Annotated in this window: 28 protein-coding genes and 1 pseudogene; 21 read left to right on the top strand and 8 right to left on the bottom strand. The window is 59.9% G+C overall.

Annotation, left to right across the window (positions count from 1 at the left end; all coding sequences use genetic code 11):
* Nucleotides 1-250: 250 nt before the first annotated feature.
* The 7 genes from hslV to ACCD02_RS22735 all read left to right on the top strand — a co-directional run bounded on the left by hslV (nucleotide 251) and on the right by ACCD02_RS22735 (nucleotide 8,155).
* On the top strand, nucleotides 251-781 hold the full coding sequence (gene hslV, locus ACCD02_RS22765) for an ATP-dependent protease subunit HslV (protein WP_413306850.1): 531 nt from the start codon (nucleotides 251-253) through the stop codon (nucleotides 779-781).
* A 68-nt stretch (nucleotides 782-849) separates the two neighbouring features.
* The gene (gene hslU, locus ACCD02_RS22760; protein WP_413306846.1) at nucleotides 850-2,184 is read left to right on the top strand and encodes an ATP-dependent protease ATPase subunit HslU; all 1,335 of its coding nucleotides are present in this window, start codon (nucleotides 850-852) and stop codon (nucleotides 2,182-2,184) included.
* Between the two features lie 99 nt (nucleotides 2,185-2,283).
* Nucleotides 2,284-2,661, top strand: coding sequence for a gamma-butyrobetaine hydroxylase-like domain-containing protein (locus ACCD02_RS22755; protein WP_413306844.1), 378 nt, complete (start codon nucleotides 2,284-2,286; stop codon nucleotides 2,659-2,661).
* Between the two features lie 347 nt (nucleotides 2,662-3,008).
* Nucleotides 3,009-4,688 carry a class II poly(R)-hydroxyalkanoic acid synthase gene (gene phaC / locus ACCD02_RS22750; RefSeq protein WP_413306842.1) on the top strand — a complete coding sequence of 560 codons (1,680 nt, stop codon included), beginning with the start codon at nucleotides 3,009-3,011 and terminating at the stop codon, nucleotides 4,686-4,688.
* A 34-nt stretch (nucleotides 4,689-4,722) separates the two neighbouring features.
* A complete protein-coding gene (phaZ, locus tag ACCD02_RS22745) occupies nucleotides 4,723-5,577 on the top strand; it encodes a poly(3-hydroxyalkanoate) depolymerase (RefSeq protein ID WP_413306839.1) in 855 nt (284 codons plus the stop codon).
* Between the two features lie 147 nt (nucleotides 5,578-5,724).
* On the top strand, nucleotides 5,725-7,407 hold the full coding sequence (phaC, locus tag ACCD02_RS22740) for a class II poly(R)-hydroxyalkanoic acid synthase (RefSeq protein WP_413306836.1): 1,683 nt from the start codon (nucleotides 5,725-5,727) through the stop codon (nucleotides 7,405-7,407).
* 133 nt (nucleotides 7,408-7,540) lie between these two features.
* Nucleotides 7,541-8,155: a TetR/AcrR family transcriptional regulator gene (locus tag ACCD02_RS22735; protein WP_413306833.1), complete on the top strand. Its 615-nt coding sequence runs from the start codon at nucleotides 7,541-7,543 to the stop codon at nucleotides 8,153-8,155.
* A 108-nt stretch (nucleotides 8,156-8,263) separates the two neighbouring features.
* Here the strand turns inward: ACCD02_RS22735 and ACCD02_RS22730 are convergent, their stop codons facing one another.
* The gene (locus tag ACCD02_RS22730; RefSeq protein ID WP_413306830.1) at nucleotides 8,264-9,178 is read right to left on the bottom strand and encodes a LysR family transcriptional regulator; all 915 of its coding nucleotides are present in this window, start codon (nucleotides 9,176-9,178) and stop codon (nucleotides 8,264-8,266) included.
* Between the two features lie 146 nt (nucleotides 9,179-9,324).
* On the opposite strand from ACCD02_RS22730, the gene ACCD02_RS22725 reads away from it, so the two are divergent.
* Complete coding sequence (locus ACCD02_RS22725; RefSeq protein WP_413306828.1) at nucleotides 9,325-10,821, top strand: MFS transporter; 1,497 nt, start codon at nucleotides 9,325-9,327, stop codon at nucleotides 10,819-10,821.
* Nucleotides 10,822-11,209: 388 nt separating this feature from the next.
* On the top strand, nucleotides 11,210-11,464 hold the full coding sequence (locus tag ACCD02_RS22720) for a hypothetical protein (RefSeq protein WP_413306826.1): 255 nt from the start codon (nucleotides 11,210-11,212) through the stop codon (nucleotides 11,462-11,464).
* Between the two features lie 27 nt (nucleotides 11,465-11,491).
* On the opposite strand, the gene ACCD02_RS22715 is transcribed toward ACCD02_RS22720, so the two are convergent.
* From ACCD02_RS22715 to ACCD02_RS22685, 7 genes are all read right to left on the bottom strand, one after another.
* Nucleotides 11,492-11,752, bottom strand: a complete 261-nt coding sequence (locus ACCD02_RS22715) for an acyl carrier protein (RefSeq protein ID WP_413306824.1) — start codon at nucleotides 11,750-11,752, stop codon at nucleotides 11,492-11,494.
* Complete coding sequence (locus tag ACCD02_RS22710) at nucleotides 11,733-12,311, bottom strand: hypothetical protein (RefSeq protein ID WP_413306822.1); 579 nt, start codon at nucleotides 12,309-12,311, stop codon at nucleotides 11,733-11,735. The genes ACCD02_RS22715 and ACCD02_RS22710 overlap by 20 nt, the downstream gene beginning before the upstream one ends.
* 220 nt (nucleotides 12,312-12,531) lie before the next feature.
* A complete protein-coding gene (locus tag ACCD02_RS22705) occupies nucleotides 12,532-13,386 on the bottom strand; it encodes a phasin family protein (RefSeq protein ID WP_413306819.1) in 855 nt (284 codons plus the stop codon).
* Between the two features lie 10 nt (nucleotides 13,387-13,396).
* Nucleotides 13,397-13,822 (bottom strand): phasin family protein, encoded by a 426-nt coding sequence (locus tag ACCD02_RS22700; protein WP_413306817.1) that lies wholly within the window; start codon nucleotides 13,820-13,822, stop codon nucleotides 13,397-13,399.
* Nucleotides 13,823-14,050: 228 nt separating this feature from the next.
* Entirely contained in the window at nucleotides 14,051-14,365 is a 315-nt protein-coding gene (locus tag ACCD02_RS22695; RefSeq protein WP_259104249.1) for a helix-turn-helix domain-containing protein, read from the bottom strand.
* Nucleotides 14,362-14,703 (bottom strand): toxin, encoded by a 342-nt coding sequence (locus ACCD02_RS22690; protein ID WP_413306814.1) that lies wholly within the window; start codon nucleotides 14,701-14,703, stop codon nucleotides 14,362-14,364. The genes ACCD02_RS22695 and ACCD02_RS22690 overlap by 4 nt, the downstream gene beginning before the upstream one ends.
* A 172-nt stretch (nucleotides 14,704-14,875) precedes the next feature.
* Nucleotides 14,876-15,151, bottom strand: a complete 276-nt coding sequence (locus tag ACCD02_RS22685; protein ID WP_259104246.1) for a polyhydroxyalkanoic acid system family protein — start codon at nucleotides 15,149-15,151, stop codon at nucleotides 14,876-14,878.
* Nucleotides 15,152-15,313: 162 nt separating this feature from the next.
* Here ACCD02_RS22685 and ubiE point away from each other — a divergent pair, with 162 nt between their 5' ends.
* The 12 genes and pseudogenes from ubiE (at nucleotide 15,314) to ACCD02_RS22625 (ending at nucleotide 25,766) form a co-directional block, all read left to right on the top strand.
* The gene (ubiE, locus tag ACCD02_RS22680; protein WP_259104482.1) at nucleotides 15,314-16,084 is read left to right on the top strand and encodes a bifunctional demethylmenaquinone methyltransferase/2-methoxy-6-polyprenyl-1,4-benzoquinol methylase UbiE; all 771 of its coding nucleotides are present in this window, start codon (nucleotides 15,314-15,316) and stop codon (nucleotides 16,082-16,084) included.
* Nucleotides 16,084-16,707: an SCP2 domain-containing protein gene (locus tag ACCD02_RS22675; protein WP_413306811.1), complete on the top strand. Its 624-nt coding sequence runs from the start codon at nucleotides 16,084-16,086 to the stop codon at nucleotides 16,705-16,707. Before ubiE ends, ACCD02_RS22675 begins: the two co-directional genes overlap by 1 nt.
* Entirely contained in the window at nucleotides 16,704-18,323 is a 1,620-nt protein-coding gene (ubiB, locus tag ACCD02_RS22670; RefSeq protein WP_413306808.1) for a ubiquinone biosynthesis regulatory protein kinase UbiB, read from the top strand. Before ACCD02_RS22675 ends, ubiB begins: the two co-directional genes overlap by 4 nt.
* Before the next feature lie 69 nt (nucleotides 18,324-18,392).
* A complete protein-coding gene (hisI, locus tag ACCD02_RS22665) occupies nucleotides 18,393-18,785 on the top strand; it encodes a phosphoribosyl-AMP cyclohydrolase (RefSeq protein ID WP_413306805.1) in 393 nt (130 codons plus the stop codon).
* Nucleotides 18,786-18,787: 2 nt separating this feature from the next.
* Nucleotides 18,788-19,120, top strand: coding sequence for a phosphoribosyl-ATP diphosphatase (locus ACCD02_RS22660; protein WP_259104241.1), 333 nt, complete (start codon nucleotides 18,788-18,790; stop codon nucleotides 19,118-19,120).
* Between the two features lie 42 nt (nucleotides 19,121-19,162).
* Complete coding sequence (locus ACCD02_RS22655) at nucleotides 19,163-19,441, top strand: twin-arginine translocase TatA/TatE family subunit (protein ID WP_259104239.1); 279 nt, start codon at nucleotides 19,163-19,165, stop codon at nucleotides 19,439-19,441.
* A 4-nt stretch (nucleotides 19,442-19,445) separates the two neighbouring features.
* Nucleotides 19,446-19,925 (top strand): Sec-independent protein translocase protein TatB, encoded by a 480-nt coding sequence (tatB, locus tag ACCD02_RS22650; protein ID WP_413306801.1) that lies wholly within the window; start codon nucleotides 19,446-19,448, stop codon nucleotides 19,923-19,925.
* Nucleotides 19,922-20,719, top strand: coding sequence for a twin-arginine translocase subunit TatC (gene tatC, locus ACCD02_RS22645; RefSeq protein ID WP_413306799.1), 798 nt, complete (start codon nucleotides 19,922-19,924; stop codon nucleotides 20,717-20,719). The genes tatB and tatC overlap by 4 nt, the downstream gene beginning before the upstream one ends.
* Nucleotides 20,716-21,423: a 16S rRNA (uracil(1498)-N(3))-methyltransferase gene (locus ACCD02_RS22640; protein WP_413306796.1), complete on the top strand. Its 708-nt coding sequence runs from the start codon at nucleotides 20,716-20,718 to the stop codon at nucleotides 21,421-21,423. Before tatC ends, ACCD02_RS22640 begins: the two co-directional genes overlap by 4 nt.
* A gap of 96 nt (nucleotides 21,424-21,519) precedes the next feature.
* Nucleotides 21,520-23,436, top strand: a complete 1,917-nt coding sequence (locus ACCD02_RS22635; protein WP_413306793.1) for a methyl-accepting chemotaxis protein — start codon at nucleotides 21,520-21,522, stop codon at nucleotides 23,434-23,436.
* Between the two features lie 350 nt (nucleotides 23,437-23,786).
* Nucleotides 23,787-24,908 (top strand): annotated as a pseudogene (locus ACCD02_RS22630) (methyl-accepting chemotaxis protein); the annotation flags it as partial.
* Nucleotides 24,891-25,766 (top strand): methyl-accepting chemotaxis protein, encoded by an 876-nt coding sequence (locus ACCD02_RS22625; protein ID WP_413306893.1) that lies wholly within the window; start codon nucleotides 24,891-24,893, stop codon nucleotides 25,764-25,766. The pseudogene ACCD02_RS22630 and the gene ACCD02_RS22625, both read left to right, overlap by 18 nt.
* Nucleotides 25,767-25,792: the final 26 nt, after the last annotated feature.

The following is a 25,792-nucleotide window of genomic DNA, read 5'->3' as shown; positions in this document are numbered from 1 at the left end:
AACAAGGCTCGCTGAACCGGAACTGTGGGAGCGAATTCATTCGCGAAGAGGCCAGTACGTCCGACGCATAGGCGTTGCCAGACATCCCGCCTTCGCGAATGATTTCGCTCCCACAAGTGCGCTCCCACAATGCAGACCATCAGGATGAGCCATTCATCCCCCGACCATGGTCAAGGTTGAAATACCCACCCCCACCCCCATATGAGTTTTCACCAGGGCATTTTCGCCCCGCTGTGTGGAGACTCTCCCCTTGACCACCATCGTTTCAGTGCGCCGCCACGGCAAAGTCGTCATGGCCGGCGACGGCCAGGTTTCCTTGGGCAATACCGTGATGAAAGGCAACGCGAAAAAAGTGCGCCGCCTTTACCACGGTGAAGTCATTGCCGGTTTTGCCGGGGCCACCGCCGATGCGTTCACTCTTTTCGAACGCTTCGAAGGCCAGCTTGAAAAACATCAGGGCCATCTGGTTCGTGCCGCCGTTGAACTGGCCAAGGAATGGCGCACCGACCGCTCCCTCAGCCGCCTCGAAGCGATGCTCGCCGTGGCCAACAAGGACGCTTCACTGATCATTACCGGCAACGGTGACGTGGTCGAGCCAGAAGACGGCTTGATCGCCATGGGCTCCGGTGGCCCGTATGCCCAGGCCGCCGCTCGCGCCCTGTTGCAGAAGACCGACCTGTCCGCCCGCGAAATCGCCGAGACCGCGTTGAATATCGCTGGCGATATCTGTGTCTTCACTAACCACAACATCACCATTGAGGAGCAGGACCTCGCCGAGTAAGCGCCGCACCGGCCCCGCCCGCCGGCGGCCGTGCAGCCCTTGCCTGCCCCAGAGGACCGTCAACTACCATGTCCATGACTCCCCGTGAAATTGTCCACGAACTGAACCGTCACATCATTGGCCAGGATGACGCCAAGCGCGCCGTCGCCATTGCCCTGCGCAACCGCTGGCGGCGCATGCAGCTGCCTGAAGAGCTGCGCGTCGAAGTGACCCCCAAGAACATCCTGATGATCGGTCCGACCGGTGTCGGCAAGACCGAAATCGCCCGACGTCTGGCCAAGCTGGCCAACGCGCCGTTCATTAAGGTCGAAGCGACCAAGTTCACTGAAGTCGGCTATGTCGGCCGTGATGTCGAGTCGATCATCCGCGATCTGGCTGATGCCGCGATCAAGCTGCTGCGCGAGCAGGAGATGACCAAGGTCCGTCATCGTGCCGAAGACGCCGCCGAAGACCGCATCCTCGACGCTCTGCTGCCGCCTGCCCGCAGCAGCTTCAGCGAAGAACCGCCGACCAGCGATTCCAACACGCGCCAGCTGTTCCGCAAGCGTCTGCGCGAAGGCCAACTGGACGACAAGGAAATCGAGATCGAAGTCAGCGAAGCCGTAGGCGTCGATATTTCCGCGCCGCCGGGCATGGAAGAAATGACCAACCAGCTGCAAAGCCTGTTCGCCAATATGGGCAAGGGCAAGAAAAAGAGCCGTAAGCTCAAGGTCAAGGAAGCACTGAAACTGGTGCGCGACGAAGAAGCCGGGCGCCTGGTCAACGAGGAAGAACTCAAGGCCAAGGCCCTGGAAGCGGTCGAGCAGCACGGCATCGTGTTCATCGACGAAATCGACAAGGTCGCCAAGCGTGGCAACGTCGGCGGCGCCGATGTTTCTCGCGAAGGCGTACAGCGCGACCTGCTGCCGCTGATCGAAGGCTGCACCGTCAACACCAAACTGGGCATGGTCAAGACCGACCATATCCTGTTCATCGCCTCCGGCGCGTTCCACCTGAGCAAGCCGAGCGACCTGGTGCCGGAACTGCAAGGCCGCCTGCCGATCCGCGTCGAACTCAAGGCCCTGAGCCCGGGAGATTTCGAGCGTATTCTCAGCGAGCCGCATGCCTCCCTGACCGAGCAATACTGCGCGCTGCTCAAGACCGAAGGTTTGTCCATCGAGTTCCAGCCCGACGGCATCAAGCGCCTGGCCGAGATCGCCTGGCAGGTCAACGAGAAGACCGAAAACATCGGCGCCCGCCGCCTGCATACGCTGCTCGAGCGCCTGCTTGAAGAAGTGTCGTTCAGTGCCGGTGACCTGGCCGGTGCCCCGGATGCCAGCCCGATCCTGATCGACGCCGACTACGTCAACAGCCACCTGGGCGAATTGGCGCAGAACGAAGATCTGTCGCGGTATATTCTCTAAGGCAGCTACCAGCCGCGAGCTGCAAGCTACAAGCAGAAGCAAATCTGTTTGTGGCTTCTGGCTTGCAGCTTGCCCCTTAAAGCTCGAGGCTGCTCCTATATGACCAAAATGCCCACCGCCATTGAGCTCCACAAAGCCTCGAAAACCCTGACCCTGAAATACGGGCCGGGCGAGGAATATCATCTGCCCGCCGAATTCCTGCGCGTGCATTCGCCGTCCGCCGAGGTACAGGGCCATGGCAAACCGATCCTGCAGTTCGGCAAGCTGGGCGTCGGCCTGAGCAAGGTGGAACCGGCCGGACAATACGCACTGAAATTGACCTTCGATGACGGCCATGACAGTGGATTGTTCACCTGGGAATACCTGCACCAACTGGCGCAACGCCAGGAGTCGCTGTGGAACGATTATCTGGTGGAACTCAAGAACGCCGGAAAATCCCGCGATCCTTCAGAGCAGGTTATCAAACTGATGCTTTAGAGCCTGAGGACCTTTAATCACCTGCAATAAAGGTCCGCAGGCTCTATCCCGCCACTTGCCGGTTTAGGAAGCACTTTCTAATCGGTTTTGTTTCAATGTCCCGCGCAGCGGCCAATGACTGGCCCCGCTTGCGCAAATTTGAAATCTCGCGTAACCAATGACTCTGGCAAGTTCTCTGCATCGATTTGAGACAGAGAAGGACAGAGGGCAAGCGCTCGTGCGGTAGCGCGCCTGTCTGTCGATGCGGTTGTTTACATCATCGGTTACCGAGCAGCAGTACCGGCATTGCCCGTGACGCTGGATCACGGCCAGGCCCGTACTCACCTCAGGACAATGGAGCGTCGTGGATGAGTAACAAAAATAGCGAAGACCTGCAGCAACAGGCCTCTGAACACACCCTGGGGCTCAATCCGGTCGTGGGTCTGAGGCGTAAGGATTTGTTGAATACCGCACGCATGGTTCTGCGCCTGACTGTCAAACAACCGTTCCTGAGCATCAAGCACGTCGCACAATTGGGTGCCGAACTCAAGAACGTGATGTTGGGCAAATCGACCCTGCAACCGGCCGCCGACGACCGTCGCTTCGCCGACCCGGCCTGGAGTCAGAACCCGTTGTACCGTCGCTACCTGCAAACCTACCTGGCCTGGCGCAAGGAACTGCACGACTGGATCGACGACAGCAACCTCAACCCCCAGGATGTCAGCCGCGGCCATTTCGTCATCAACCTGTTGACCGAGGCTATGTCGCCGACCAACAGCGCCGCCAACCCGGCGGCGATCAAGCGCTTCTTCGAAACCGGTGGCAAGAGCATCCTCGACGGCATGTCCCACTTGGCCAAGGATCTGGTGCATAACGGCGGCATGCCAAGCCAGGTCAACATGGACGCCTTTGAAGTCGGCAAGAGCCTGGGCACCAGCGAAGGCTCGGTGGTGTTCCGCAACGATGTGCTTGAGCTGATCCAGTATCGCCCCATCACCGAGCAGAACTTCGAACGCCCGCTGCTGGTGGTGCCGCCGCAGATCAACAAGTTCTATGTCTTCGACCTGAGCCCGGAAAAAAGCCTGGCGCGCTTTTGCCTGCGCAGTAATGTGCAGACCTTCATCATCAGTTGGCGCAACCCGACCAAGGCCCAGCGCGAGTGGGGCCTGTCCACCTATATCGATGCGGTCAAGGAAGCGGTCGATGTGGTCTGCGCCATTACCGGCAGCAAAGACGTGAATATGCTCGGCGCCTGCTCCGGCGGCATTACCTGCACCGCGCTGCTCGGCCATTACGCCGCGCTGGGCGAGCAGAAGGTCAACGCCCTGACGTTGCTGGTCAGCGTGCTCGACACCACTCTGGATACCGACGTGGCACTGTTCGTCGACGAGCAGACCCTGGAATCGGCCAAGCGCCACTCCTATCAGGCCGGGGTACTGGAAGGTCGAGACATGGCCAAGGTGTTCGCCTGGATGCGCCCCAACGACCTGATCTGGAACTACTGGGTCAACAACTACCTGCTGGGCAACGAACCACCCGTATTCGACATCCTGTTCTGGAACAACGACACCACTCGCCTGCCCGCCGCCTTCCACGGCGACCTGATCGAGATGTTCAAGAACAACCCGCTGGTTCGCCCCAACGCGCTGGAAGTCTGCGGCACACCCATCGACCTGCAGAAAGTCACCAGTGACGTGTTCTGCCTGGCCGGGACCAACGACCACATCACCCCATGGATCTCTTGCTACAAATCGGCCCGCCTGTTTGGCGGCAAAACCGAGTTCGTGCTGTCCAGCAGCGGTCATATCCAGAGCATCCTCAATCCGCCGGGTAACCCCAAGGCGCGCTACATGACCAACCCCGAAATGCCGGTTGATCCCAAGGAATGGCAGGAAAACGGTACCAAACACACCGACTCCTGGTGGCTGCACTGGCAGAATTGGCTGGGCGAGCGCTCGGGCAAACTGAAGAAATCGCCGACCAGCCTCGGCAGCAAGGCCTATCCACCGGGCGAAGCGTCGCCGGGCACCTATGTACATGAACGCTAGCGAGAACTCATAAGGCGACCACAGGGCTTTGCGTATGCCTCAACCCTTTGTATTTCGTACCATCGATCTGGATGGCCACAACATCCGTACGGCGGTACGCCCAGGCAAGCCCCATCTCACGCCTCTGCTGATTTTCAACGGCATCGGCGCCAACCTGGAGTTGGTGTTTCCGTTCGTTGATGCGCTGGACCCGGACCTGGAGGTCATCGCCTTCGACGTACCGGGCGTGGGCGGCTCCTCGACACCGCGGCGACCGTACCGCTTCCCCGGCCTGGCCAAACTGGCAGCGCGCATGCTCGACTACCTGAACTACGGTCAGGTCAATGCGATTGGCGTGTCCTGGGGCGGCGCGCTGGCCCAGCAGTTCGCCCACGACTACCCCGAGCGCTGCAAAAAGCTGGTGCTGGCGGCCACGGCGGCCGGTGCCTTCATGGTGCCGGGTAAGCCGCGAGTACTGTGGCTGATGGCCAGTCCACGGCGCTACATTCAGCCGTCCCATGTGATTCGTATCGCACCGGAGATCTATGGCGGCGCCTTTCGCCGCGACCCGCACCTGGCCGCCAATCATGCGGCCAAGGTCCGTTCGTCCGGTAAGTTGGGCTACTACTGGCAGCTGTTTGCCGGCATGGGCTGGACCAGCATCCACTGGCTGCACAAGATCCGCCAGCCGACACTGGTGCTGGCGGGCGACGACGATCCGCTGATTCCGTTGGTCAATATGCGCCTGCTGGCCTGGCGTATACCCAATGCCCAGCTACACATAATCGATGATGGACATTTATTTCTGATTACCCGGGCTGAAGCCGTGGCCCCCATCATCATGAAATTCCTCCAACAGGAACGGCAGCGCGCCGTCATGCATCCCAAACCTGCGCCGATTGTGCGCTGAGTTACGTCCCGGAATAACAAGGAAGCGTTACGTTCCAGCCGTTGCGCCGGACACCGGAGTGTTTTCGCCGCAGCACTACGACCACCTCCCCGTACGGAGGCGTCGTAGGAATATTGATTGATGGCCTGACGAAGGAGTGTTGCCCTCATGCAAGATAAACCTGCAAAGAGCGTTGAACCCAGTACGGAGTCTTACTTCAACGCCCAAAGTGCTATTACCGGTTTGCGCGGTCGCGACCTGCTCTCGACCCTGCGTCGCGTCGCTGCCCAAGGTTTGCGCCACCCACTGCATAACGTGCGACATGCTCTGGCCCTGGGTGGCCAGTTGGGCCGGGTCCTGCTCGGCGATGCCCCGCATACGCCGAACCCGCGCGACAGCCGTTTTGCCGACCCGACCTGGACCCTTAACCCGTTCTACCGACGTGGCTTGCAGGCCTATCTGAGCTGGCAGCACCAGAGCCGCAAATGGATTGATGACAGCGACCTGTCCAAGGACGATCGGGCCAGGGCGCACTTTCTGTTCAACCTGCTCAACGACGCCCTGGCGCCGACCAACACCCTGCTCAACCCGATGGCCGTCAAGGAGCTGTTCAACTCAGGCGGCACCAGCGTGATCAAGGGCCTGAGCCATATGATCGATGATCTGCTGCACAACAATGGCCTGCCCAGCCAGGTGACCAAGGACGCCTTCGAGATCGGGCGTACCGTCGCCACTACCGTCGGCACCGTGGTGTTTCGCAACGAAATGCTAGAACTGATCCAGTACAAGCCGATGAGCGAAAAGCAGTACGCCCGGCCACTGCTGATCGTGCCGCCGCAGATCAACAAGTTCTATATCTTCGACCTGAGCGCGAAGAACAGCTTCGTCCAGTACGCTCTCAAGAACGGCCTGCAGACCTTCGTCATCAGCTGGCGAAACCCCGATGTGCGGCACCGCGAGTGGGGGCTGTCGAGTTACGTCGAAGCCACCGAACAAGCCATGAATATCTGCCGCGCCATTACTGCCAGCCGTGAAGTGAACCTGATGGGCGCCTGCGCCGGAGGCCTGACCATCGCTGCACTGCAGGGCCACTTGCAGACCAAGCGCCAGCTGCGCCGCGTAGCCAGCGCTACTTATCTGGTCAGCCTGCTCGATTGCCAGATCGAAAGTCCCGCCTCGTTATTCATCGATGAGCAAACCCTGGAAGCGGCCAAGCGTCGTTCCTACCAGAACGGCGTGCTGGACGGCCGGGACATGAGCAAGATCTTCGCCTGGATGCGTCCCAACGACCTGATCTGGAGTTATTGGGTCAACAACTACCTGCTGGGCAAGGCGCCGCCGCCGTTCGACGTCCTGTACTGGAACAACGACAGCACCCGTTTACCCGCGGCCTTTCATGGCGATCTGCTCGACTTGTTCAAACACAACCCGCTGACCCACCCCGGTGGACTGGAAGTCTGCGGCACGCCGATAGACCTGGAAAAAGTCACAGTGGACAGCTTCAACGTGGCTGGCATCAACGACCACATCACGCCCTGGGACGCGGTGTATCGCTCGACCCTGCTGCTGGGTGGCGAGCGGCGTTTTCTGCTGTCCAACAGCGGCCACGTGCAAAGCATCCTCAACCCACCGGGCAACCCGAAATCCCACTACATCGAAGCGGCCCGCCTCAGCGGCGACCCACGCGCCTGGTTCTACGATGCCAAGCAGACCGAGGGCAGCTGGTGGCCGACCTGGCTGAACTGGATCCAGGAACGCTCGGGCACCCAGCACGAAACGGTGATGACTCTGGGCAATGCTGCCTATCCTCCCATGGAAGCGGCGCCGGGGACTTATGTGCATGTGCGTTGAATTACCTGGAGCCCCCCAGTAAGAGCTGCCGAAGGCTGCGATTGCGCTCTATCTGATGCACCGCAATCGCAGCCTTCGCCAGCTCCTACAAAAGAATGCCGCCCCCTCGAATCTGTACAAACAAGAAGACCGGATGAAAACCCGCGACCGTATCCTCGAATGCGCCCTTACTCTGTTCAACCAGGAGGGCGAACCCAACGTTTCAACTCTGGAAATCGCCAACGAACTGGGCATCAGCCCCGGCAACCTGTACTACCACTTCCACGGCAAGGAGCCGCTGGTGCTGGGCCTGTTCGAGCGCTTCCAGAGCGAACTCACACCGCTACTCGACCCGCCCGCCGATGCACAGCTGGCGGCTGAAGATTACTGGCTGTTCCTGCACCTGATCGTCGAGCGCCTGGCGCACTACCGCTTCCTGTTTCAGGACCTGTCCAACCTGGCCGGGCGCCTGCCCAAGCTGGCACGGGGCATCCGCAACCTGCTCAACGCGCTGAAACGCACCCTGGCGTCCTTGCTGGCACGACTCAAGGCCGAAGGGCAGGTAGTCAGCGAAACCCAGGCCCTGGGGCAACTGGTGGAGCAGATCACCATGACATTGCTGTTCTCCCTGGACTACCAGCGCATCCTCGGCCGCGAAGGCGAAGTGCGGGTAGTGGTCTACCAGATCATGATGCTGGTCGCTCCGCACCTGACCCCGGGTTCGCGGCATGCGGCGCAGAAGCTGGCGTTGCACTATCTCGAAGATTGACAAGCGAACTCTGTGGGACCGGCTTTAGCCGGGAAGGCATTGGCAAGGTCGATGCGTGACTATTGTCTGCACTACCCTCTTCCCGGCTAAAGCCGGTCCCACGAGGGGTCAGGGACATGGCTCGTGTGCCTGCTGATGGGCAAACAACCGCTCACTGACAAAGTCCACAAACACCCGCACCTTGGGCGACAAGTGTCGACTTGATGGCCAGATCAGGCTCATGGGTGACGGGGCGTTGGTGTGGTCGGCCAGCACCTGGCGCAAGTCGCCGCTGGCCAGTGCTTCACGCACCAGGAAATCCGGCATGCAGGCAATGCCCATATCGCTGAGAGTCATGCCAAGCACGGCCTGCATGTTGTTGCAGGTAAACGCCGTGCGCGTGCTCCACTCCACCTCGCCCGGCTCGCGGGGCAGCGGCCAGTCCTGCAACTTGCCATTACTGTGAAAGCGAAAGCGCACGCCGCAATGCCCGCGCAAATCAGCCGGATGCTGAGGGCAGCCGTGACTGGCCAGGTAGGCGGGCGAGGCACACAGCAGCACCTGCACTTCGGGCAGGGCACGCATATGGAAGCGTGAGTCCGGTACGGCACCACCGCGCAGGGCGACGTCGTAGCCCTCCTCGATCAGGTCGACAAACTGGTCGTTGAAATCCACATCCAGTTCGATCTGCGGATAACGTTTGAGAAACGCCGGCAGGATCGGCAGCAGCAAGTGATAACCCACCGTCATGGTCGTCACCCGCAGCTTGCCACGGGGCGTTTCGGTGCTCTGTGCCACCGCCGCGCGGGCATCGTCCAGTTCGTCGATGATGCGTCGGCAGCGCTCCTGAAACATCCGCCCCTCGTCGGTCAGGCGCAGGCTACGGGTCGAGCGCTGAAACAGGCGCACGCCCAACTGATGCTCAAGCCTGGCCACACCTTTGCCCACCGCCGACGCCGACAATCCCAACACTCGCCCGGCGGCAACGAAGCTGCCCAGTTCGGCGGTGCGCACAAATGCCATCAAGCCACTGAAGCGATCCATCCACTGCCCCCATTCAAGCGTTTCATTCCGCTATACACGGAAATTTTGCCGTTTTTAAGCGGATTACCGCGCTTCTATCATCCTCGCCAACTTGGCTGCATTACGCCAGCTCCCAATGCAGCCCATCGCGGACTTGAGGATGACCCATGAACCGAAACCTGATCTTGCTGGCGGTGTGCATTGCCGCCATCAGCATGCCGCTGAACTTCACCGCTGCCGCCGTTGCCCTGCCCGCCATCGGCCGCGCGTACGGCGGCAGTCCCATCGCCCTGAACTGGGTGACAAACGCCTTCATGCTGACCTTCGGTAGTTGCCTGATGCTGGCAGGAGCCTTGGCCGACAGCTACGGACGCAAGCGAGTGTTCGTCAGCGGTGTCACAGCATTTGCCCTATTCTCCGCCGCCCTGGTCCTGGCCCCGAACCTGCTGTGCTTCGACCTGCTGCGCGCGGCACAAGGCATCGCCGCAGCCGCGGCGTTTTCCGGCGGCATGTCAGCGCTGGCGCAAGAATTCGAAGGCCCTGCAGCAGTGCGGGCCTTCAGTTTTGTCGGCAGCAGCTTCGGTATCGGCCTGGCCTTCGGCCCGATCGCCTCGGGGCTGATGATCCAGACCTTTGGCTGGCACATGATCTTTCTGATGATCACCGTACTCGCGGCATTGGCCTCGGTGCTGGGCCTGCGCTACCTGCATGAAACCCGCAACCCCGACGCCGCCGGTATCGACTGGCCCGGCGCGATCAGCTTTACCTGGGCCCTGGGAATCTTCACCTACGCGGTGCTGATGGCGCCGGAGCGCGGCTGGAACGATCTGTGGGTGATGACCTTGCTGACCGTGTCGCTGCTGTCGTTTATCGCCTTCGTGGCCATCGAACGCCGCGTCGCCCAACCCATGCTCGACCTTACCCTGTTCCGCTACCCGCGCTTCGTCGGCGTGCAGCTGCTCGCGGCCGCACCGGCCTATGCCTACGTGGTGCTGCTGGTACTGCTGCCAATTCGTTTCGTTGGCATTGACGGCATGAGTGAACTGGCTGCTGGCCAACTGATGATCGCCCTGTCTGCGCCACTGCTGGTGCTGCCCATTGCGGCAGGCATGCTGACCCGCTGGCTCAGCCCTTCAACGATTTGCGGAGTCGGCCTGCTGATTTCGGCAGGCGGGCTGTTCTGGCTCAGCCATATTCCCACCGGCAGCTCGCCCACCGACCTGGCGTGGCCAATGTTCGTGATTGGTGCCGGAATCAGCCTGCCCTGGGGCCTGATGGACGGCCTTGCGGTCAGCGTCGTACCCAAGGAACGCGCGGGCATGGCCACCGGCATCTTCAGCACCACGCGGGTCGCAGGTGAAGGCGTGGCAGTAGCCATCGTCACCGCCTTGCTCTCGGCCCTGACCTCTCGACACCTGAACGGAGTGAACGTGACCGAAGCCGCGCAACACCTGGTCACCGGCGACCTGTCCGGCGCCCAGTCCCTGCTGCCCGGCACCGCCCAGGCCTTACTGGTACACGGCTATAGCGATGCCTTCAGCACGCTGCTGCTGATCCTGAGCAGCATCACCGTGGCGACAGCGGCGGTGGTGTTTGTGTTTCTGGATCGGGGCAATGGCGGCAACCGCGAGGCACTGGAGTGCCAGCAGGATCAATTGGCCTGACCCACTATCAGGCGTCATAAAGATCCCGTAGGAGCGAGGCTTGCCCGCGAAGGCCTCAGCGCGGTATGCCTGACATACAGCGTCGTCCGTTTTCGCGGGCAAGCTCGTTCTAACAGGCCTTGATTCAATCTGCCGACGTGCCTATCCTCGCCCCGTCACGGCCCATCCGTGATCAGGTTTGACGGCCTGGCTTCATCACTAGCACCGATGCACGTCCCAATCGTATGCAACGCAACTTTGCGTGCCCGCGTTATGGCGACTGTGCGTGGGGCACTTTCGAGTGCGCCGGGTGCTAGTGTCCGGTCCGTCAACCCGCGCACAGTTGCCACCCTGAATTCGTTTGACGGCGAATGTGGCAGCTCTACCTTACTCACTAGAGATCTGCAGAATGATTCAAAAATACACTCCACACTCCCATCCGTTCGGCAAACTATCGATAGGAGAAAACCTGTTCATGGTCCAGCCAGGCATCTCGCGAGAGGTAGCCCTTCATCAAGCCACGAACATGTTCGACTGCGCCGCCGATTTGATGACTGAAGCGGAGGATGCCGACCTGCAACTGAGCCGCAAACTCACCCGAACCGCGCTGCATTTCATCGACGCAGGCCGAGCGCTAGTCGAGGTAGCAGCAAAAGCGGCATAACCGTCCAATAAAAAGCCCGGCCTGTTCTCACAGGTCGGGCTTCGCAAGAATCAGATCAACTACTTCTTCAATGGTCTCGATCCGCTCCCAATCGCCTGCCTCAGGCTTCAACTGATACTGCCATTTCACCTGCATCATGAAGCAGGTAAGGTCGTCATCGATGATGGCGAAATCGCGGATGAAGTTTGTCTTTAGCGTCACTGCATCACGGGGAATGAATCCGATCGTCGAGACGAAGAGATCGATGATCGCTTTAGTCAGTTGGGTTTTATCCCTTTTGGTTTCCATTCCTTGCCTCATATGCGCAAAGCCCAATGCTGACCAAATCAAACACAGCCAACCCTGCGGCCACAAAGGGAATTCCGCTTCCAATAACACCGAACACCCTGACCGTGCCAAAGGTCGCTTTTGCCATTTTGGCAACTGTCGGCTGCCTTATAAGTGTGCGAGGGAAAAAGCGCATACCGATGAGGCTAGCAATATTGGTGGTCCTGCTTGAACCAACGTGAACCCACGCACCGACTGCTGTTTTGCTGATAGGTATGCCGGCTGCGGCTGTCAACGTGGTCGCCACAGTCAAGCCGTAATACTCCTTGGTGCAGGTCCATAAAGAATCAAAAGTCGTGTCAGGGATTGTTGATTGAGTACGAATACCTTGAATGATTTCATGCCCGATCTCCCCTGTAGCCCACTTTTCAGAAGGTAACAACAGCGTACCAGGACATGAGGTCATCATTGAATTTTGCAGGCTGTACGCTATTCGGCTGTTTGAACCAATATTCACGCCGTAGCGATTAAGCTCTCTATTGACGTCCATAACCTCTGTGGTGAGCTCTTTTTCTTGCATTACAGTCTCCACTCCTTACCAAATCGCAAGGAGCGTAGCTCGGAGCTATGCAGAGGTGATGTAGGACACATCCTGACTCATCGAACGAATTTTCCGCTCCTCTCCCGCCCGGACCTTGCAACTACCCGCCGAGCAAAATAGCAAATTCGTTTCAAAAACAGTCCAATAAAAAGCCCGGCCTGCTCTCACAGGTCGGGCTTTCATGCAGCCATCCGGTGTATCAGGACTGGCTGGTAGGTGTCGCTGGCGCTGCCGGTGCGACGCTTGGCGTTGGCGCTGCCGATGCCGATGCTGCGGTGGTGCTGGCCGGGGCCGGGGTGGCCGGTGCGGCGCTGGCGGCGGGTTTGGCCGCTGCCGGTTTTGCTGCGGCAGGCTTCTTCACCGCTGGCTTTTTCGCTGCTGCAGGCTTCGCCGCAGCTGGCTTGGCGGCTGCCGGTTTGGCCGCAGGTTTGGCTGCTGCGGGTTTAGCCGCAGGTTTCGCCGCAGCCGTTTTCGCTGCGGCAACCGGTTTGGCGGCAGCGCTTTTGACGGCTGTTTTCGCTGCAGCAGCAACCTTGGTAGCTGCCGGTTTGGCAGCGGGCTTCGGTGCAGCCTTAACGAGAGGCTTGGCGGCAGTTTTAGCTGCAGGTTTTGCCGCAGCGGCTTTCGATACTGGCGTGACCGAGGCTCCGGTCAGCTTCTCGATTTGCTTGGTCAGCAGATCGACCTTGTTGTGCAGCGCCTTCACTTCATTGCGGCTCGGCACGCCCAGGCGGGAAATGGCGCTGTTCAGGCGCTTGTCGAACGCGCCTTCCAGTTCACTCCATTTGCCCATCGCCAGGTCTTTAACATCGCCAACCCGGGACTTGGCCTTTTTGGCAGTGTCCTTGGCGGCGTCGACTTGTGCGTCAACTTCAGCCTTGGTCTGCTTCTCGGCTTTCTCGCCGTCCTTGACCAGGGTCTCAAAAAGCTTACTGCCATCATTGCTGATCTTCGAGTAAGCACCCAAACCAGCCAGCCAGATCTGACGCGAGTATTTTTCAACCTCGCCAATCCAGGAGCTGCCTTCTTTTTCGATTTTCTTTTTGCCAGCCATCCCGCTCTCCTTATTGTTTACGCTCGACACGTTCCAGCAATGCTGTCAGCTCATCGAGCTTAGCAGAGAGTGTCTCAACATCATGTTTAGATGGAATGCCGATGCGATTCAAGGCGCTGGCAACACGACGGTCGAAGGCACTTTCGATCTTGTCGAGCTGCACTTCAACGCGGCCTTTGATGCCGGTGACTTCGCCCTTGAGCGAATCGATTTCGCTGTTGGCGGCTTCGAGTTTTTCATTGACGGCGCTCTTGGCTTCTTTCTCAACTTTTTCGCCGGTCTTGATCAGCTCTCTGACGTAAGCGCTGCCTTCATGACCGGCCTTGGAGTAAGCCCCCAGGCCCGCCAGCCAGATCTTGCGGGCATACAGCCGTACTTCGGAGAACGCCTTTGTTTCTTCGGCTTCGATTTTTTTCTTCAAAGTCACTTTGGCCATGTCGCACCTCACGCTCGAAAAATTAGAGGAAGCGCCCCGCGGATTGGGGGCATGAGCACAAAGTACGGAGAAAAATTAGAATGCTCACCCTAGGGTTTAAACAATCAGCCGTTGAATCATGCGGCACGACAGGAGCGAACTTGTTCGCGAAGCGGTGTGACAGGCGACCAGGATATCGGTCGAATATCCCGACGTCTCGCGAACAAATTCGCTCCTACAGAATGCAGCTCACCCCAACGCGGCCAAATGCTCGACGGTCTCGGGGAAACGATCAACCAGCCGAATCAATGTCGTAGCCTGCGCATTAGGCTTGGCACGACCCTGCTCCCAGTTTTCCAGCGTTCGAGTATTGGTGCGCAGATACATGGCAAAAACGGACCTGGAAAGATTGAGTTTATTCCTGATACCTACCAATTCCTGCGCCGAAAGCGGCTGAAGCTTCTCCAGCTCGACCTTGTGCGTACGCAGCGTGAGTTTGCCTTCGCGGTGCTCGGCCAAAGCATCGAAGCCTTCGATGATCTCGGCAAAAATGTCACGCGTCATGATTGTCTCCTTGAGCAAATCTCTGCATCCAGTCGGGCCTTCAACGTTTTGATTTGAGCCGGATTCAGGTCTGGCTGCTCACTTTTGTCGTAAAGGGCAAAAAACCAGAACTGCGAGCCTTCGATCCACCAGTAATAAATCAGCCTCAAGCCACCCCGTTTGCCCTTGTTCCGGCTCTCATCTGAGAAGCGCACCTTGCGCAGGCCTCCGGTTCCTTGAATCACGTCACCCGCTTCCGGGTTCATCAACAGCCAAATCTGTAGCCGTCTAAAGGCTTCATCGTTCAGGTAATCGTGGCGATAGCGCTGAAATGCGGGGCAACTCAATAAAAAGGGCATGCATGATTGTACGCTATCTACGTATAGTTTTATGAGTGACGGGTTGCACGTCAAGACGTGTTATCCGAGGGCGTTCACCATAAAACGAAGGCAGTAACGCAGGCTGTGAGGCATGTCTTAAGTGTCTGTGGGATCACTCGCTACCTGCCAAGGAAGCGAGTATCTAACCAACTCAGACCAACGCTTTATCCAACACCTTTTCAACCTCGGTCTTGATCGCGCCGCTCATGGCCGAGAGGATGAAGTTCAGTTCGATGGTCACGCGGATCAGGGCCGCTTCCACATCAACCCGGCCTTTGGCGCCCTTGCCTTCCAGGGACACGCTGTCGCCTTTCCATTCGTGGGCCAGGCCGTATTTTTCCGAGAGTTTCTGCACCAACTGCTCAGCTTTTTCCCGGGCCGCTTCGTGACCGAGGGTATGGGCGCGTTCAACGGTGATCTTGGACACTGCAAGGCTCCTTGATGAGGTAATTCGTCGGGCAACTATAACAGTGCGACCGGCCGAATAAACGCGCGTTCCCGGTCAGTTCCTGTTCGACGCCTGAGCCTTGTCAAGACAAAGCAGGCCCTGGCGATTAGAATGGCCGCACTTTATTCCGGTGACAGCGATATGAACGATCAGCGCCAAGGCAACGATGCCGAACCCACCACTCACTTCGGTTTCAAAAACGTACCGGAAAGCCAAAAGGCGGAGAAAGTCGCTGAGGTTTTCCATTCCGTAGCAGCCAAGTACGACCTGATGAATGACGTGCTGTCCGGCGGCATGCACCGTCTGTGGAAGCGCTTCGCCATCGAGTTGTCGGGCGTGCGCACGGGCAACCGCGTGCTGGATATCGCCGGCGGCACGGGCGATCTGACCCGCAAGTTTTCCCATCTGGTCGGCCCCACCGGTCAGGTCGTACTGGCCGATATCAACGCCTCGATGCTCAAGGTCGGGCGTGATCGCCTGCTGGACCTGGGGGTGGCTGGCAATGTCGAGTTCGTCCAGGCCGACGCAGAAAAACTGCCGTTCCCGGACAATCACTTCGATTGCGTGACCATCGCCTTCGGCCTGCGCAACGTCACCCACAAGGAAGACGCCCTGCGTTCGATGCTGCGCGTGCTCAAGCCGGGCGGCCGCCTATTGGTTCTGGAGTTCTCCAAGCCGACCAACAAGCTGATGTCCAAGGCCTACGACGCCTATTCGTTCGCGTTCATGCCGCTGATGGGCAAGCTGATCACCAATGACTCGGAAAGCTATCGCTATCTGGCCGAATCGATCCGCATGCACCCGAACCAGGAAACCCTCAAGTCGATGATGGTCGAGGCCGGTTTCGACCGCGTGACCTATCACAACATGACCGCAGGCATCGTCGCCCTGCATCGCGGTATCAAGCCCTGATGCTGCTGCGTGGCTTGCTCGCCGGTGTCGAGCACGGCATCAACCGCGCCTTGCGCATGGACAGCACGGCCCTGCCGCGCCTGGGCCAGTTAAGCGGGCGGGTGATTGCGGTGGATTGTCGCAACCCTTCGCTGCGGCTGTTTATCCTGCCCAGCGATAACGGCCTTTTGCTGGCGGCTAACTGGGAAGCCGAGGCCGACTGCACCCTGCGCGCTCCGGCCGCCAGCCTGCTACGCCTGGCCCTGAGTGCGGACAAGACCGCCGTGCTGCATGGCCCCGAGGTCGATCTGGACGGTGACAGCGGTCTGCTGCTGGAACTGGTCGGCATCCTCCAGGACCTGGAGCTGGACTGGGAATACGAGCTGCAACACTGGCTCGGCCCGGTCGCCAGCCAGGTGCTCGGCGGCCATCTGCGTAGCCGCGCCCGCTGGACCCAGGATGTATTGACCAGCGTCAGTCAGAATCTGGCCGACTACCTGAGCGAAGAATCCCGCACACTGGTCGGACTGCGCGAAGCCGAAGCCAGCTTTGCCGAAATAGACCGGATCAAACTCGATCTGGAACGCCTCGAGGCGCGCTTTGAACGCCTTTCCCTTTCCCTCAATTCCAGCGATAACGCATGAAGCTGCTTGCCGTCCGCCGTCTGTTGCGCATCCAGCGTGTCGTGATCCGCTACCGCCTCGATGACCTGCTGTTCGCCCTGCCACTGCCCTGGTGGCTGCTGGCCGTGCGCTTTGCCCTGCCGTGGCGCTGGTTCCCGCGCAAGGCCTCGGAGCTGAGCCGTGGCGCGCGTTTTCGCCTGGCGTTGCAGGACCTCGGGCCGATTTTCATCAAGTTCGGCCAGTTGCTTTCGACCCGCCGCGATCTGCTGCCCGAAGACATCGCCGACGAGTTGATGTTGTTGCAGGACCGAGTACCGCCGTTCGACCCGCAGAAAGCCATCGAGCTGATCGAGTCGCAACTGGGCAAGAAGATCAGCGAAGTGTTCAGCCGCTTCGATGTTGAACCTCTGGCCTCGGCCTCGGTGGCTCAGGTCCATGCCGCCCGGCTCAAGACCGGCGAAGAAGTGGTGGTCAAGGTGGTACGGCCCGGCCTCAAGCCGATCATTGCCCAGGACCTGGCCTGGCTGTTCATCCTTGCCAGCACCGCCGAGAAGCTGTCCGCCGACGCGCGCCTGCTGCACCCGGTGGACGTGGTCAGCGATTACGAAAAAACCATCTACGACGAGCTGGACCTGTTGCGCGAGGCGGCCAACTCCAGCCAGCTGCGGCGTAACTTCGAAGGCTCGCAGTTGCTGTATGTACCGCAAGTCTATTGGGACTGGTGCCGACCGAAAGTGTTGGTCATGGAGCGTATTTACGGCGTGCAGGTCACCGACCTGGAAACCCTGGCCGACCAGCGTACCGACATGAAAATGCTGGCCGAGCGCGGCGTGGAGATTTTCTTCACCCAGGTGTTCCGCGACAGCTTTTTCCACGCCGACATGCACCCCGGCAACATTTTTGTCAGTACCGTGCAGCCGTGGAGCCCGCAGTACATCGCCATCGACTGCGGCATCGTCGGCAGCCTGACGCCGGAAGATCAGGACTATCTGGCGCGCAATCTGTTTGCCTTCTTCAAGCGCGATTATCGCCGGGTCGCCCAGTTGCACATCGATTCGGGCTGGGTACCGGCCCACACCAAGCTCAATGAGTTCGAGGCAGCGATTCGTACCGTGTGCGAACCGATCTTCGAGAAGCCGCTCAAGGATATTTCCTTCGGCCAGGTGCTCATGCGCCTGTTCCAGACCGCGCGTCGCTTCAATATGGAAGTGCAGCCGCAACTGGTGCTGCTGCAAAAGACCCTGCTCAATATCGAAGGCCTGGGTCGCCAGCTGTATCCCGACCTGGACCTGTGGAGTACCGCCCAGCCATTCCTGGAACGCTGGATGCGCGAACGGGTCAGCCCCAAGACGTTGTTTGGCAATGTGCAATCACAGATCGAACAGATCCCGCATCTCGCTGGCATGACCCGCGATCTGCTGGAGCGCCTGTCCCAGCCCCATGCAGCCGACCCGCAGCCGACCTGGCGCGCGCGCGGCGACAGTTGGGTGCTGCGTCTTTTGGGCGCAGCGCTGCTGGCCGGGGGCGTGGTGATCGCTTCCAGTCTGGCTGGAGCCGGCAGCGAATGGACTGCTCCTGCCACCTGGCCTGCGTGGATCATGTTGACCTCGGGGTTGTATCTAGTCGTTCGCCGATAGCCATCGTCACCATGCGCTGGCACACTGTTCAACCCGCCGAGGCCTGAAGCCCGGCTGCCGGAGTAGATGATGAAAGACTGGCTGGACGAGATTAAATGGGACAGCGATGGCCTGGTGCCCGCCATCGCTCAGGATCACAAAACCGGCCGCATTCTGATGATGGCCTGGATGAACCGTGAAGCCCTTGCCCTGACCGCTGCCGAGCAGCGTGGCATCTATTGGTCGCGTTCCCGTGGCAAACTCTGGCGCAAAGGCGAAGAATCAGGCCACGTGCAAAAGCTGCACGAGCTGCGTCTGGACTGCGACGCCGATGTGATCATTCTGATGGTCGAGCAACTGGGCGGCATCGCCTGCCATACCGGCCGCGAAAGCTGCTTCTATCGTGTCTATGAAGACGGCGACTGGAAGACCGTGGACCCGGTGCTCAAAGACCCGGACGCCATTTATCACGCAGGACACTGAACATGAGCGATACCTTGTCACGCCTGGCTCAGGTGCTTGAAGAGCGCAAAGGCGCCGCTGCCGACAGCTCCTATGTCGCCAGCCTTTATCACAAGGGTCTGAACAAGATTCTGGAAAAGGTCGGCGAAGAGTCGGTCGAAACCATCATCGCCGCCAAGGACGCTGCCGTCAGTGGCGATTGCAGCGATGTCATCTACGAAACCGCTGACCTGTGGTTCCATAGCCTGGTGATGCTTGCCGCGCTGGGTCAGCACCCACAAGCCGTGCTCGATGAGCTGGACCGCCGTTTCGGGCTGTCCGGGCATGCGGAAAAAGCCGCCCGTTCAGCCGACTAACCCACCGCTTTCGAGCTTTGAAATTTCTACGAGGAACGCTTCATGGGCATTTTTGACTGGAAACACTGGGTCATCATTCTGGTTGTCGTGGTACTGGTCTTCGGCACCAAGAAACTCAAGAACCTGGGCACTGACGTCGGTGAGTCGATCAAGGGCTTCCGCAAAGCCATGAACGATGAAGAGAAGAATCCGGAGCAACCGCCTGTGCAGCCAACCCAGACCGCACAGGCCGCGCCACAGGGCTCGCCGCTGAACCAGCCGCACACCATCGACGGCCAGGCGCACAAAGTCGAAGAGCCAATCCGCAAAGACCAGGTCTAGTCCCATGTTCGGTATCAGCTTCTCTGAATTGCTGCTCGTCGGTCTGGTCGCCCTGCTCGTACTCGGCCCGGAGCGTTTACCGGGCGCTGCGCGTACCGCAGGTCTCTGGATCGGCCGTCTGAAGCGCAGCTTCAACGCGATAAAACAGGAAGTTGAACGCGAAATCGGCGCGGATGAGATCCGCCGTCAACTGCACAACGAACATATTCTGTCGTTGGAGCAGGAGGCGCGCAAAATCCTCAATCCGCAACAAGCCGAGCCGGTCCCGCCCAGTGTGGAGCCCGTCAGCCCCACCGTGGCGGCGACGCCGCCAGTCCATGCGCCAGCGCCTGCTACCGGCGAAATCGGCCCGGCTGCGCCTGCTGAACCAGTGCCTGCGCCCGTTGAACCGGTCGCGGTCGAACCTGCGCCGGTCATCCACACCACCCCGACAGCCCACGCGCCTTCCGCCAACGATTCGTCATTGCCCCCGCGAGCCCCATGAGCGCTGAAATCCCCGAAGACGACCAGCAAATGCCGCTGGTCTCACACCTGACCGAACTGCGCACGCGCCTGCTGCGTTGCGTGCTGGCGATCTTTCTGATTTTTGCCGGGTTGTTCTACTTCACCCAGAAGATCTACACCCTGGTCTCGGCGCCGCTGCGGGTCTACCTGCCCGAAGGCGCGACGATGATCGCCACCGACGTCGCCTCGCCGTTCATCACGCCGTTCAAGCTGACCATGATGGTCGCGCTGTTCCTGGCCATGCCGGTGATCCTGCACCAGATCTGGGGCTTCATTGCACCAGGCCTGTACAAGCATGAAAAGCGCATCGCCGTGCCGCTGCTGGTGTCGAGCATCATCCTGTTCTACTCGGGGATGGCCTTCGCCTACTTCCTGGTCTTCCCGCTGATTTTCCATTTCTTCGCCAGCGTGACCCCGGAAGGGGTATCGATGATGACGGACATCGCCAGTTACCTGGACTTCGTCATGACGCTGTTCTTCGCCTTCGGCGTAGCCTTCGAAATCCCGGTAGCCGTGGTGCTGCTGGTATGGATCGGCGTCGTTGACGTGAAGTACCTGAAGAAGATCCGCCCGTACGTGATCATCGGCTGCTTCGTGGTCGGCATGATCCTGACGCCGCCGGACATCTTCTCCCAGACCCTGCTCGCCGTGCCAATGTGGCTTCTGTTCGAAGTGGGCGTACTGGCCAGTTCAATGATTACCAAGCGTGGCGATCACCCCGACGACCAACCTGCCGAAGAACCGCAGGACCAGCCGCCAGCGACCCGGCCGTGAACCTGCTGTTACTCGAAGACGCCGACTTCATTGCGGCCGACCGGGTGGTGCTGCGTGACCGGCGCCTCAAGCACATGCAAGAGGTGCATCGCGTCGAAGTCGGCGACAGCCTGCGGGTCGGCCAGATTGGCGGCCTGCTGGGCAGTGCCGAGCTACTGCGCCTGGAACCGCGGGAAGCCGAGCTGCGCATCAGCCTCGACAGTCCGCCACCGGCCAAGCTGCCCCTGACCCTGGTGCTGGCCCTGCCACGCCCGAAGATGCTGCGTCGTGTGTTCCAGACCGTCGCGACCATGGGCGTGCCCCGGGTTATCCTGGTCAACAGCTACCGAGTGGAAAAAAGCTTCTGGCAGACGCCGTTTCTGCAACCCGAGGCCATTCGCGAGCAACTGATCCTCGGTCTGGAACAGGCCCGTGACAGCGTGCTGCCGGAGATCATCATCGAGAAGCGTTTCAAACCGTTCGTCGAAGACCGCCTGCCGCAACGCGTCGAAGGCACCCTCGGACTCGTCGGTCATCCCGGCGACTTCCCGGCCTGCCCTCGTGCCGTTGAACAGCCGGTAACTCTGGCGATCGGCCCGGAAGGCGGGTGGATTCCCTATGAGATAGACCTGCTTAGGCTGTCGGGGCTGCAACCGGTGCAATTGGGCGAACGCATTTTGCGTGTCGAAACGGCCGTAACAGCCCTGCTCGCCCGTCTTTTCTAAGTATCGTTTTGCCAGCATTATGGCTACAGTTCGCGCACTAAGTTGCCGATAGTCAGTTGCACTTACATAAAAACAATAAGCTTCAGGAGCGACGCCATGTATCGCGGGATAGCCCAAGGCTTGGGAAATATAAGCGTGAGCCGCAAGCTCGCCGTTGGTTTCGGCCTGCTGTTGCTGATGACCCTGATCATTACCAGCACCGGCTGGTTCAGCGTGACGTCCCTGATTGGCCGCAGCGACAAGATCGCCGCCATCAGCCATATCAGCGATGCCACCCTGGAACTGCGCGTCGTACGCCTGCGCTACGAGGCCCAGTACAGCCCTGAAGCCGCCAAGGCCGTGTATGCCGGCCTGGACAAGCTCGATGAAACCATCAATGACGCGCTCAAAATCATTGAAGCGGGCGATGACTTCAAACGCCTGAACGACCAACGGAGCGCCGCCGCCACCTACCGCCGCGCCTTCGACGATATGGTCAAAGCCATCGCCGCCCGGGAAGTCGCCCGAACTAATCTGGGTGTCAGCGCCGATCACGCGGTTGAAGAGGTTAACAAGATCGAAGAGTCACTGCTGCTGGGCGACAGCATTCTGGAGTTCAACAGTTCCGTCAGTGTCAGCAAGCTGATCCAGCAGGCGCGCTTCCAGGTGCGTGGCTATACCTTCAGCGGCAAGGCCGAGTTCGAAAGCGCCGCCACAGCAGCCATCGATGAAGCCGCAGTAGGTATCAATACCCTCGCCGGAGAAATCTCTCCCGAGTTCCTCTCCAAGCTGCAGGCCGCCGCGGCCGCCCTCAAGGGCTATCGCGCGGCAGTGGGCCAGTATCGTGATGCTCAACAAGTGAGCATGCAGGCTCTGGAAAAGATGACCGTCCTCGGCCAGAACCTGCTGGATATCAGCGACGAGCTGATCACTTCGCAGAACGGCAAGCGTGACAGCGACAGCCAGAAAGCCGAGTCGACTCTCGGGCTGGTGACCGTGCTGGCGGTGGTGTTCGGTATCCTGGCCGCCTGGGCCATCACCCGCCAGATCGTCCTGCCGCTGCGTTACACCCTGACCGCAGTCGACCGTGTCGCGTCCGGCGATCTGAGCCACAACCTCACCGTCGAACGCAAGGACGAGCTGGGCCAGTTGCAGGCCAGTATCCAGAAGATGACCGTGGGCCTGCGCACTCTGATCGGTGGCATCAGTGAGGGCGTCACCCAGATTGCCAGCGCCGCCGATCAGCTGTCCGCCGTGACCGAACAGACCAGCGCCGGGGTCAACAGCCAGAAAGTGGAGACCGATCAGGTTGCCACCGCCATGCACCAGATGACCGCGACCGTGCAGGAAGTGGCACGCAACGCCGAAGAGGCCTCGGAAGCGGCCAAGGCGGCCGACCAGCAGGCCCGCGAGGGTGATCGCGTGGTCAACCAGGCCATCGCCCAGATCGAACGCCTGGCCACGGAAGTGAGCAACTCGACCAAGGCCATGGCCGGGCTCAAGACCGAAAGCGACAAGATTGGCAGCGTGCTGGATGTGATCAAGTCCGTCGCCGAACAGACCAACCTGCTGGCCCTCAACGCCGCCATCGAAGCTGCCCGCGCAGGTGAGGCCGGTCGTGGCTTCGCCGTGGTCGCCGACGAAGTGCGCAGCCTGGCCCAGCGCACACAGAAATCCACCGAGGAAATCGCCCAGTTGATCGTCGGCCTGCAAAGTGGCACGCAGCAGGTTGCTGCCGCTCTGGACAGTAGTCGCGATCTGACCGGCAGCAGCGTCGAATTGACTCGCAGCGCGGGTAGCGCATTGGAGAACATTACCCGCACTGTCTCGGCGATTCAGTCCATGAACCAGCAAATCGCCGCCGCTGCCGAAGAACAGAGCGCCACCGCCGAAGAGATCAACCGCAGCGTGCTCAATGTGCGCGACGTATCGGAACAGACCTCGTCGGCCAGTGAGGAGACTGCGGCGTCCAGCGTCGAACTGGCGCGGTTGGGCAATCACCTGCAGACGCTGGTGGGGCGTTTCAAAATCTAGAACGCTATAAGTACTGATGAAAGCGAATTGTGGGAGCGGATTCATCCGCGAAGGGGCCAGTACATCCAACACATTGGCGGCGTCCGGAATAAAGCTTTCGCGAATGAATTCGCTCCCACAGTAGCGCGTGAATATCATCGAATCTGTGGGAGATTCATCCGCGAAGGGGCTGTTCTGGCTTTAAAGCAAACATAGAATCTCCCCACAGGCCAGTTCGTCCGATGCAACCATATCGACCGGAACACCGTCTTCTCGGATGATCCGCTCCCAATTGTGATCGGTTTCAAACTGGGCGATCGCTCAGAAATCTCCTACAACCTCTTCAGGTCGCGCGATCCAACACCCTGCCGATGCGCTGGAAACACGTATCCGCAGGAGGTTTACATATGTTTGGATGGCTCAATCGGGCGCTGGGTAATACCAGCGTCAAACTCAAACTTTCCATGGGCTTCGGCCTGGTCCTCACCCTGACCCTGGCAATCACCCTGACCGGCTGGCATGGCCTGGATACCGTCATTGCCCGGGCCGAATCCATTACCGCCATCGGCCAGCTCAACAGCCTGAATAAAGACCTGCGCAGCGCACGCATTCTGTTTCGCGGCGAAGGTACTCAGGCTAATGCCAGCGCCGTCGAGGACCTGCTCGCCGAACTCGACAAGCAACTGGACCTGCTGCGTGGTGACGTCGATAACAAGGCCAGCCTGGAACTGCTCACCGAGCAGAGCCGGATCGTCAGCTCGATGAAAAAGAGCTTCACCGAACTGAGCGAAGCGCGCAAGGGACGGGAAACGAGGCGCGAACAACTGGAAGAACAGTCCACCAGGGCGGTGAAAGCAGTAGAGGATGTCGAGAGCGAAGTGCTCAAGACCGTCAGCCAGGAGCAGGACAACGGCGAACGCCTGGAAGAATTCACCAATATTTCCCAGCTCAAGCAGCAGATCCAGACCGCCCGCTATCAGGTCCAGGCCTACACCATGAACGGTCAGGAGGTTTACGAGGACGCGGCCACCACCGCTATCGGCGAAGCAATCAAAGAGGTCGAGGAAATCGCTCTCGATCAGGCCGACGACAACCTCAAAGGCCTGAAGCACGCCAGTGAAGCGCTGCAACGCTATCGCGGCCAACTGGCCGAGTTCCAGTCGGCTCAGGTCAAGGTCGATAGCGCCCAGAAGAACCTCGACACGCTAAGCGAACAAATGCTTGTGTCCGTGGCCGGCCTGATCGACAAGCAAACCGCCCAACGCGATCAGGAAGCGGCGCTATCGCGAACCACTTTGACCAGTGTCGCCGCCCTCGCCCTGTTTCTCGGCCTGTTGGCGGCCTGGCTGATTACCCTGCAAATCGTCGTGCCCCTGCGCCAGACCCTTGCTGCTGCCGGGCGTATTGCCAAGGGTGATCTGAGCCGCGACCTGGCAAGCCGTCGCCGGGACGAGATGGGGCAGTTGCAGGGCAGCATGCAGGAGATGACCCTGAGTCTGCGCCAGTTGATCGGCAACATCGGCGATGGCGTCACCCAGATTGCCAGCGCCGCCGAAGAGCTGTCTGCGGTGACCGAGCAGACCAGTGTCGGGGTTAACAGCCAGCGTGACGAAACCGATCAGGTGGCCACGGCCATGACCCAGATGACCAACACCGTGCTCGACGTTGCCCGCAATGCCCAACAGGCCAGCGAAGCGGCGACCCACGCCGATCAGCAGGCTCGGGAAGGCGACAAGGTGGTCAACGATGCCATTGAGCAGATCGAGCAACTGGCGGCCGAAGTGGCCAATTCGACCAAGGCGATGAATCAGCTCAAGCTGGAAAGCGAGAAAATCGGCGGCGTGCTGGACGTGATCAAATCAGTCTCACAGCAGACCAATCTACTGGCGCTGAATGCCGCCATCGAAGCGGCCCGAGCCGGGGAAGCCGGTCGCGGCTTTGCCGTGGTCGCCGATGAAGTCCGTGGCCTGGCTCAACGAACTCAAGAGTCCACCGAGGAAATCGAGGAACTGATCGCTGCGCTGCAGCAGGGCACGCAGCAGGTCGCCACTACGCTGGACAGCAGTCGCAGCCTCACCGACAACAGCGTCAACCTAAGCCGCCGTGCTGGCAGCGCCCTGGAGCAGATTACCCGTACGGTGTCCAATATCCAGGACATGAACCAGCAGATCGCCACCGCCGGCGAACAGCAGAGCGCCGTGGCCGAACAGATCACCCGCAACGTGGTGAACGTGCGTGATATTTCCGACCAGACCGCAGCCGCAAGCGATGAGACCGCCGCTTCAAGTATCGAATTGGCGCGTCTGGGCGTGCATTTGCGTGATCTGGTGGGGAAATTCAAAGTGAACTAGGTAGCTCAGAAACGTCTGTGGGAGCG

It is taken from the genome of Pseudomonas sp. Pseusp88 (genome assembly GCF_047303955.1).
GTDB lineage: Bacteria > Pseudomonadota > Gammaproteobacteria > Pseudomonadales > Pseudomonadaceae > Aquipseudomonas.
Note: the sequence above shows the minus strand (reverse complement) of the source record. Positions and strands in the feature narration are given on the sequence as shown.

Excerpts from the sequence above, each read along its gene's own strand:
- hslU (WP_413306846.1), top strand. The coding sequence starts at position 850 with ATGTCCATGACTCCCCGTGAAATTGTCCACGAACTGAACCGTCACATC.
- ACCD02_RS22755 (WP_413306844.1), top strand. The coding sequence starts at position 2,284 with ATGACCAAAATGCCCACCGCCATTGAGCTCCACAAAGCCTCGAAAACC.
- phaC (WP_413306842.1), top strand. The coding sequence starts at position 3,009 with ATGAGTAACAAAAATAGCGAAGACCTGCAGCAACAGGCCTCTGAACAC.
- phaZ (WP_413306839.1), top strand. The coding sequence starts at position 4,723 with ATGCCTCAACCCTTTGTATTTCGTACCATCGATCTGGATGGCCACAAC.
- phaC (WP_413306836.1), top strand. The coding sequence starts at position 5,725 with ATGCAAGATAAACCTGCAAAGAGCGTTGAACCCAGTACGGAGTCTTAC.
- ACCD02_RS22735 (WP_413306833.1), top strand. The coding sequence starts at position 7,541 with ATGAAAACCCGCGACCGTATCCTCGAATGCGCCCTTACTCTGTTCAAC.
- ACCD02_RS22730 (WP_413306830.1), bottom strand. The coding sequence starts at position 9,178 with ATGGATCGCTTCAGTGGCTTGATGGCATTTGTGCGCACCGCCGAACTG.
- ACCD02_RS22725 (WP_413306828.1), top strand. The coding sequence starts at position 9,325 with ATGAACCGAAACCTGATCTTGCTGGCGGTGTGCATTGCCGCCATCAGC.
- ACCD02_RS22720 (WP_413306826.1), top strand. The coding sequence starts at position 11,210 with ATGATTCAAAAATACACTCCACACTCCCATCCGTTCGGCAAACTATCG.
- ACCD02_RS22715 (WP_413306824.1), bottom strand. The coding sequence starts at position 11,752 with ATGGAAACCAAAAGGGATAAAACCCAACTGACTAAAGCGATCATCGAT.
- ACCD02_RS22710 (WP_413306822.1), bottom strand. The coding sequence starts at position 12,311 with ATGCAAGAAAAAGAGCTCACCACAGAGGTTATGGACGTCAATAGAGAG.
- ACCD02_RS22705 (WP_413306819.1), bottom strand. The coding sequence starts at position 13,386 with ATGGCTGGCAAAAAGAAAATCGAAAAAGAAGGCAGCTCCTGGATTGGC.
- ACCD02_RS22700 (WP_413306817.1), bottom strand. The coding sequence starts at position 13,822 with ATGGCCAAAGTGACTTTGAAGAAAAAAATCGAAGCCGAAGAAACAAAG.
- ACCD02_RS22695 (WP_259104249.1), bottom strand. The coding sequence starts at position 14,365 with ATGACGCGTGACATTTTTGCCGAGATCATCGAAGGCTTCGATGCTTTG.
- ACCD02_RS22690 (WP_413306814.1), bottom strand. The coding sequence starts at position 14,703 with ATGCCCTTTTTATTGAGTTGCCCCGCATTTCAGCGCTATCGCCACGAT.
- ubiE (WP_259104482.1), top strand. The coding sequence starts at position 15,314 with ATGAACGATCAGCGCCAAGGCAACGATGCCGAACCCACCACTCACTTC.
- ACCD02_RS22675 (WP_413306811.1), top strand. The coding sequence starts at position 16,084 with ATGCTGCTGCGTGGCTTGCTCGCCGGTGTCGAGCACGGCATCAACCGC.
- ubiB (WP_413306808.1), top strand. The coding sequence starts at position 16,704 with ATGAAGCTGCTTGCCGTCCGCCGTCTGTTGCGCATCCAGCGTGTCGTG.
- hisI (WP_413306805.1), top strand. The coding sequence starts at position 18,393 with ATGAAAGACTGGCTGGACGAGATTAAATGGGACAGCGATGGCCTGGTG.
- ACCD02_RS22660 (WP_259104241.1), top strand. The coding sequence starts at position 18,788 with ATGAGCGATACCTTGTCACGCCTGGCTCAGGTGCTTGAAGAGCGCAAA.
- ACCD02_RS22655 (WP_259104239.1), top strand. The coding sequence starts at position 19,163 with ATGGGCATTTTTGACTGGAAACACTGGGTCATCATTCTGGTTGTCGTG.
- tatB (WP_413306801.1), top strand. The coding sequence starts at position 19,446 with ATGTTCGGTATCAGCTTCTCTGAATTGCTGCTCGTCGGTCTGGTCGCC.
- tatC (WP_413306799.1), top strand. The coding sequence starts at position 19,922 with ATGAGCGCTGAAATCCCCGAAGACGACCAGCAAATGCCGCTGGTCTCA.
- ACCD02_RS22635 (WP_413306793.1), top strand. The coding sequence starts at position 21,520 with ATGTATCGCGGGATAGCCCAAGGCTTGGGAAATATAAGCGTGAGCCGC.
- ACCD02_RS22625 (WP_413306893.1), top strand. The coding sequence starts at position 24,891 with ATGCAGGAGATGACCCTGAGTCTGCGCCAGTTGATCGGCAACATCGGC.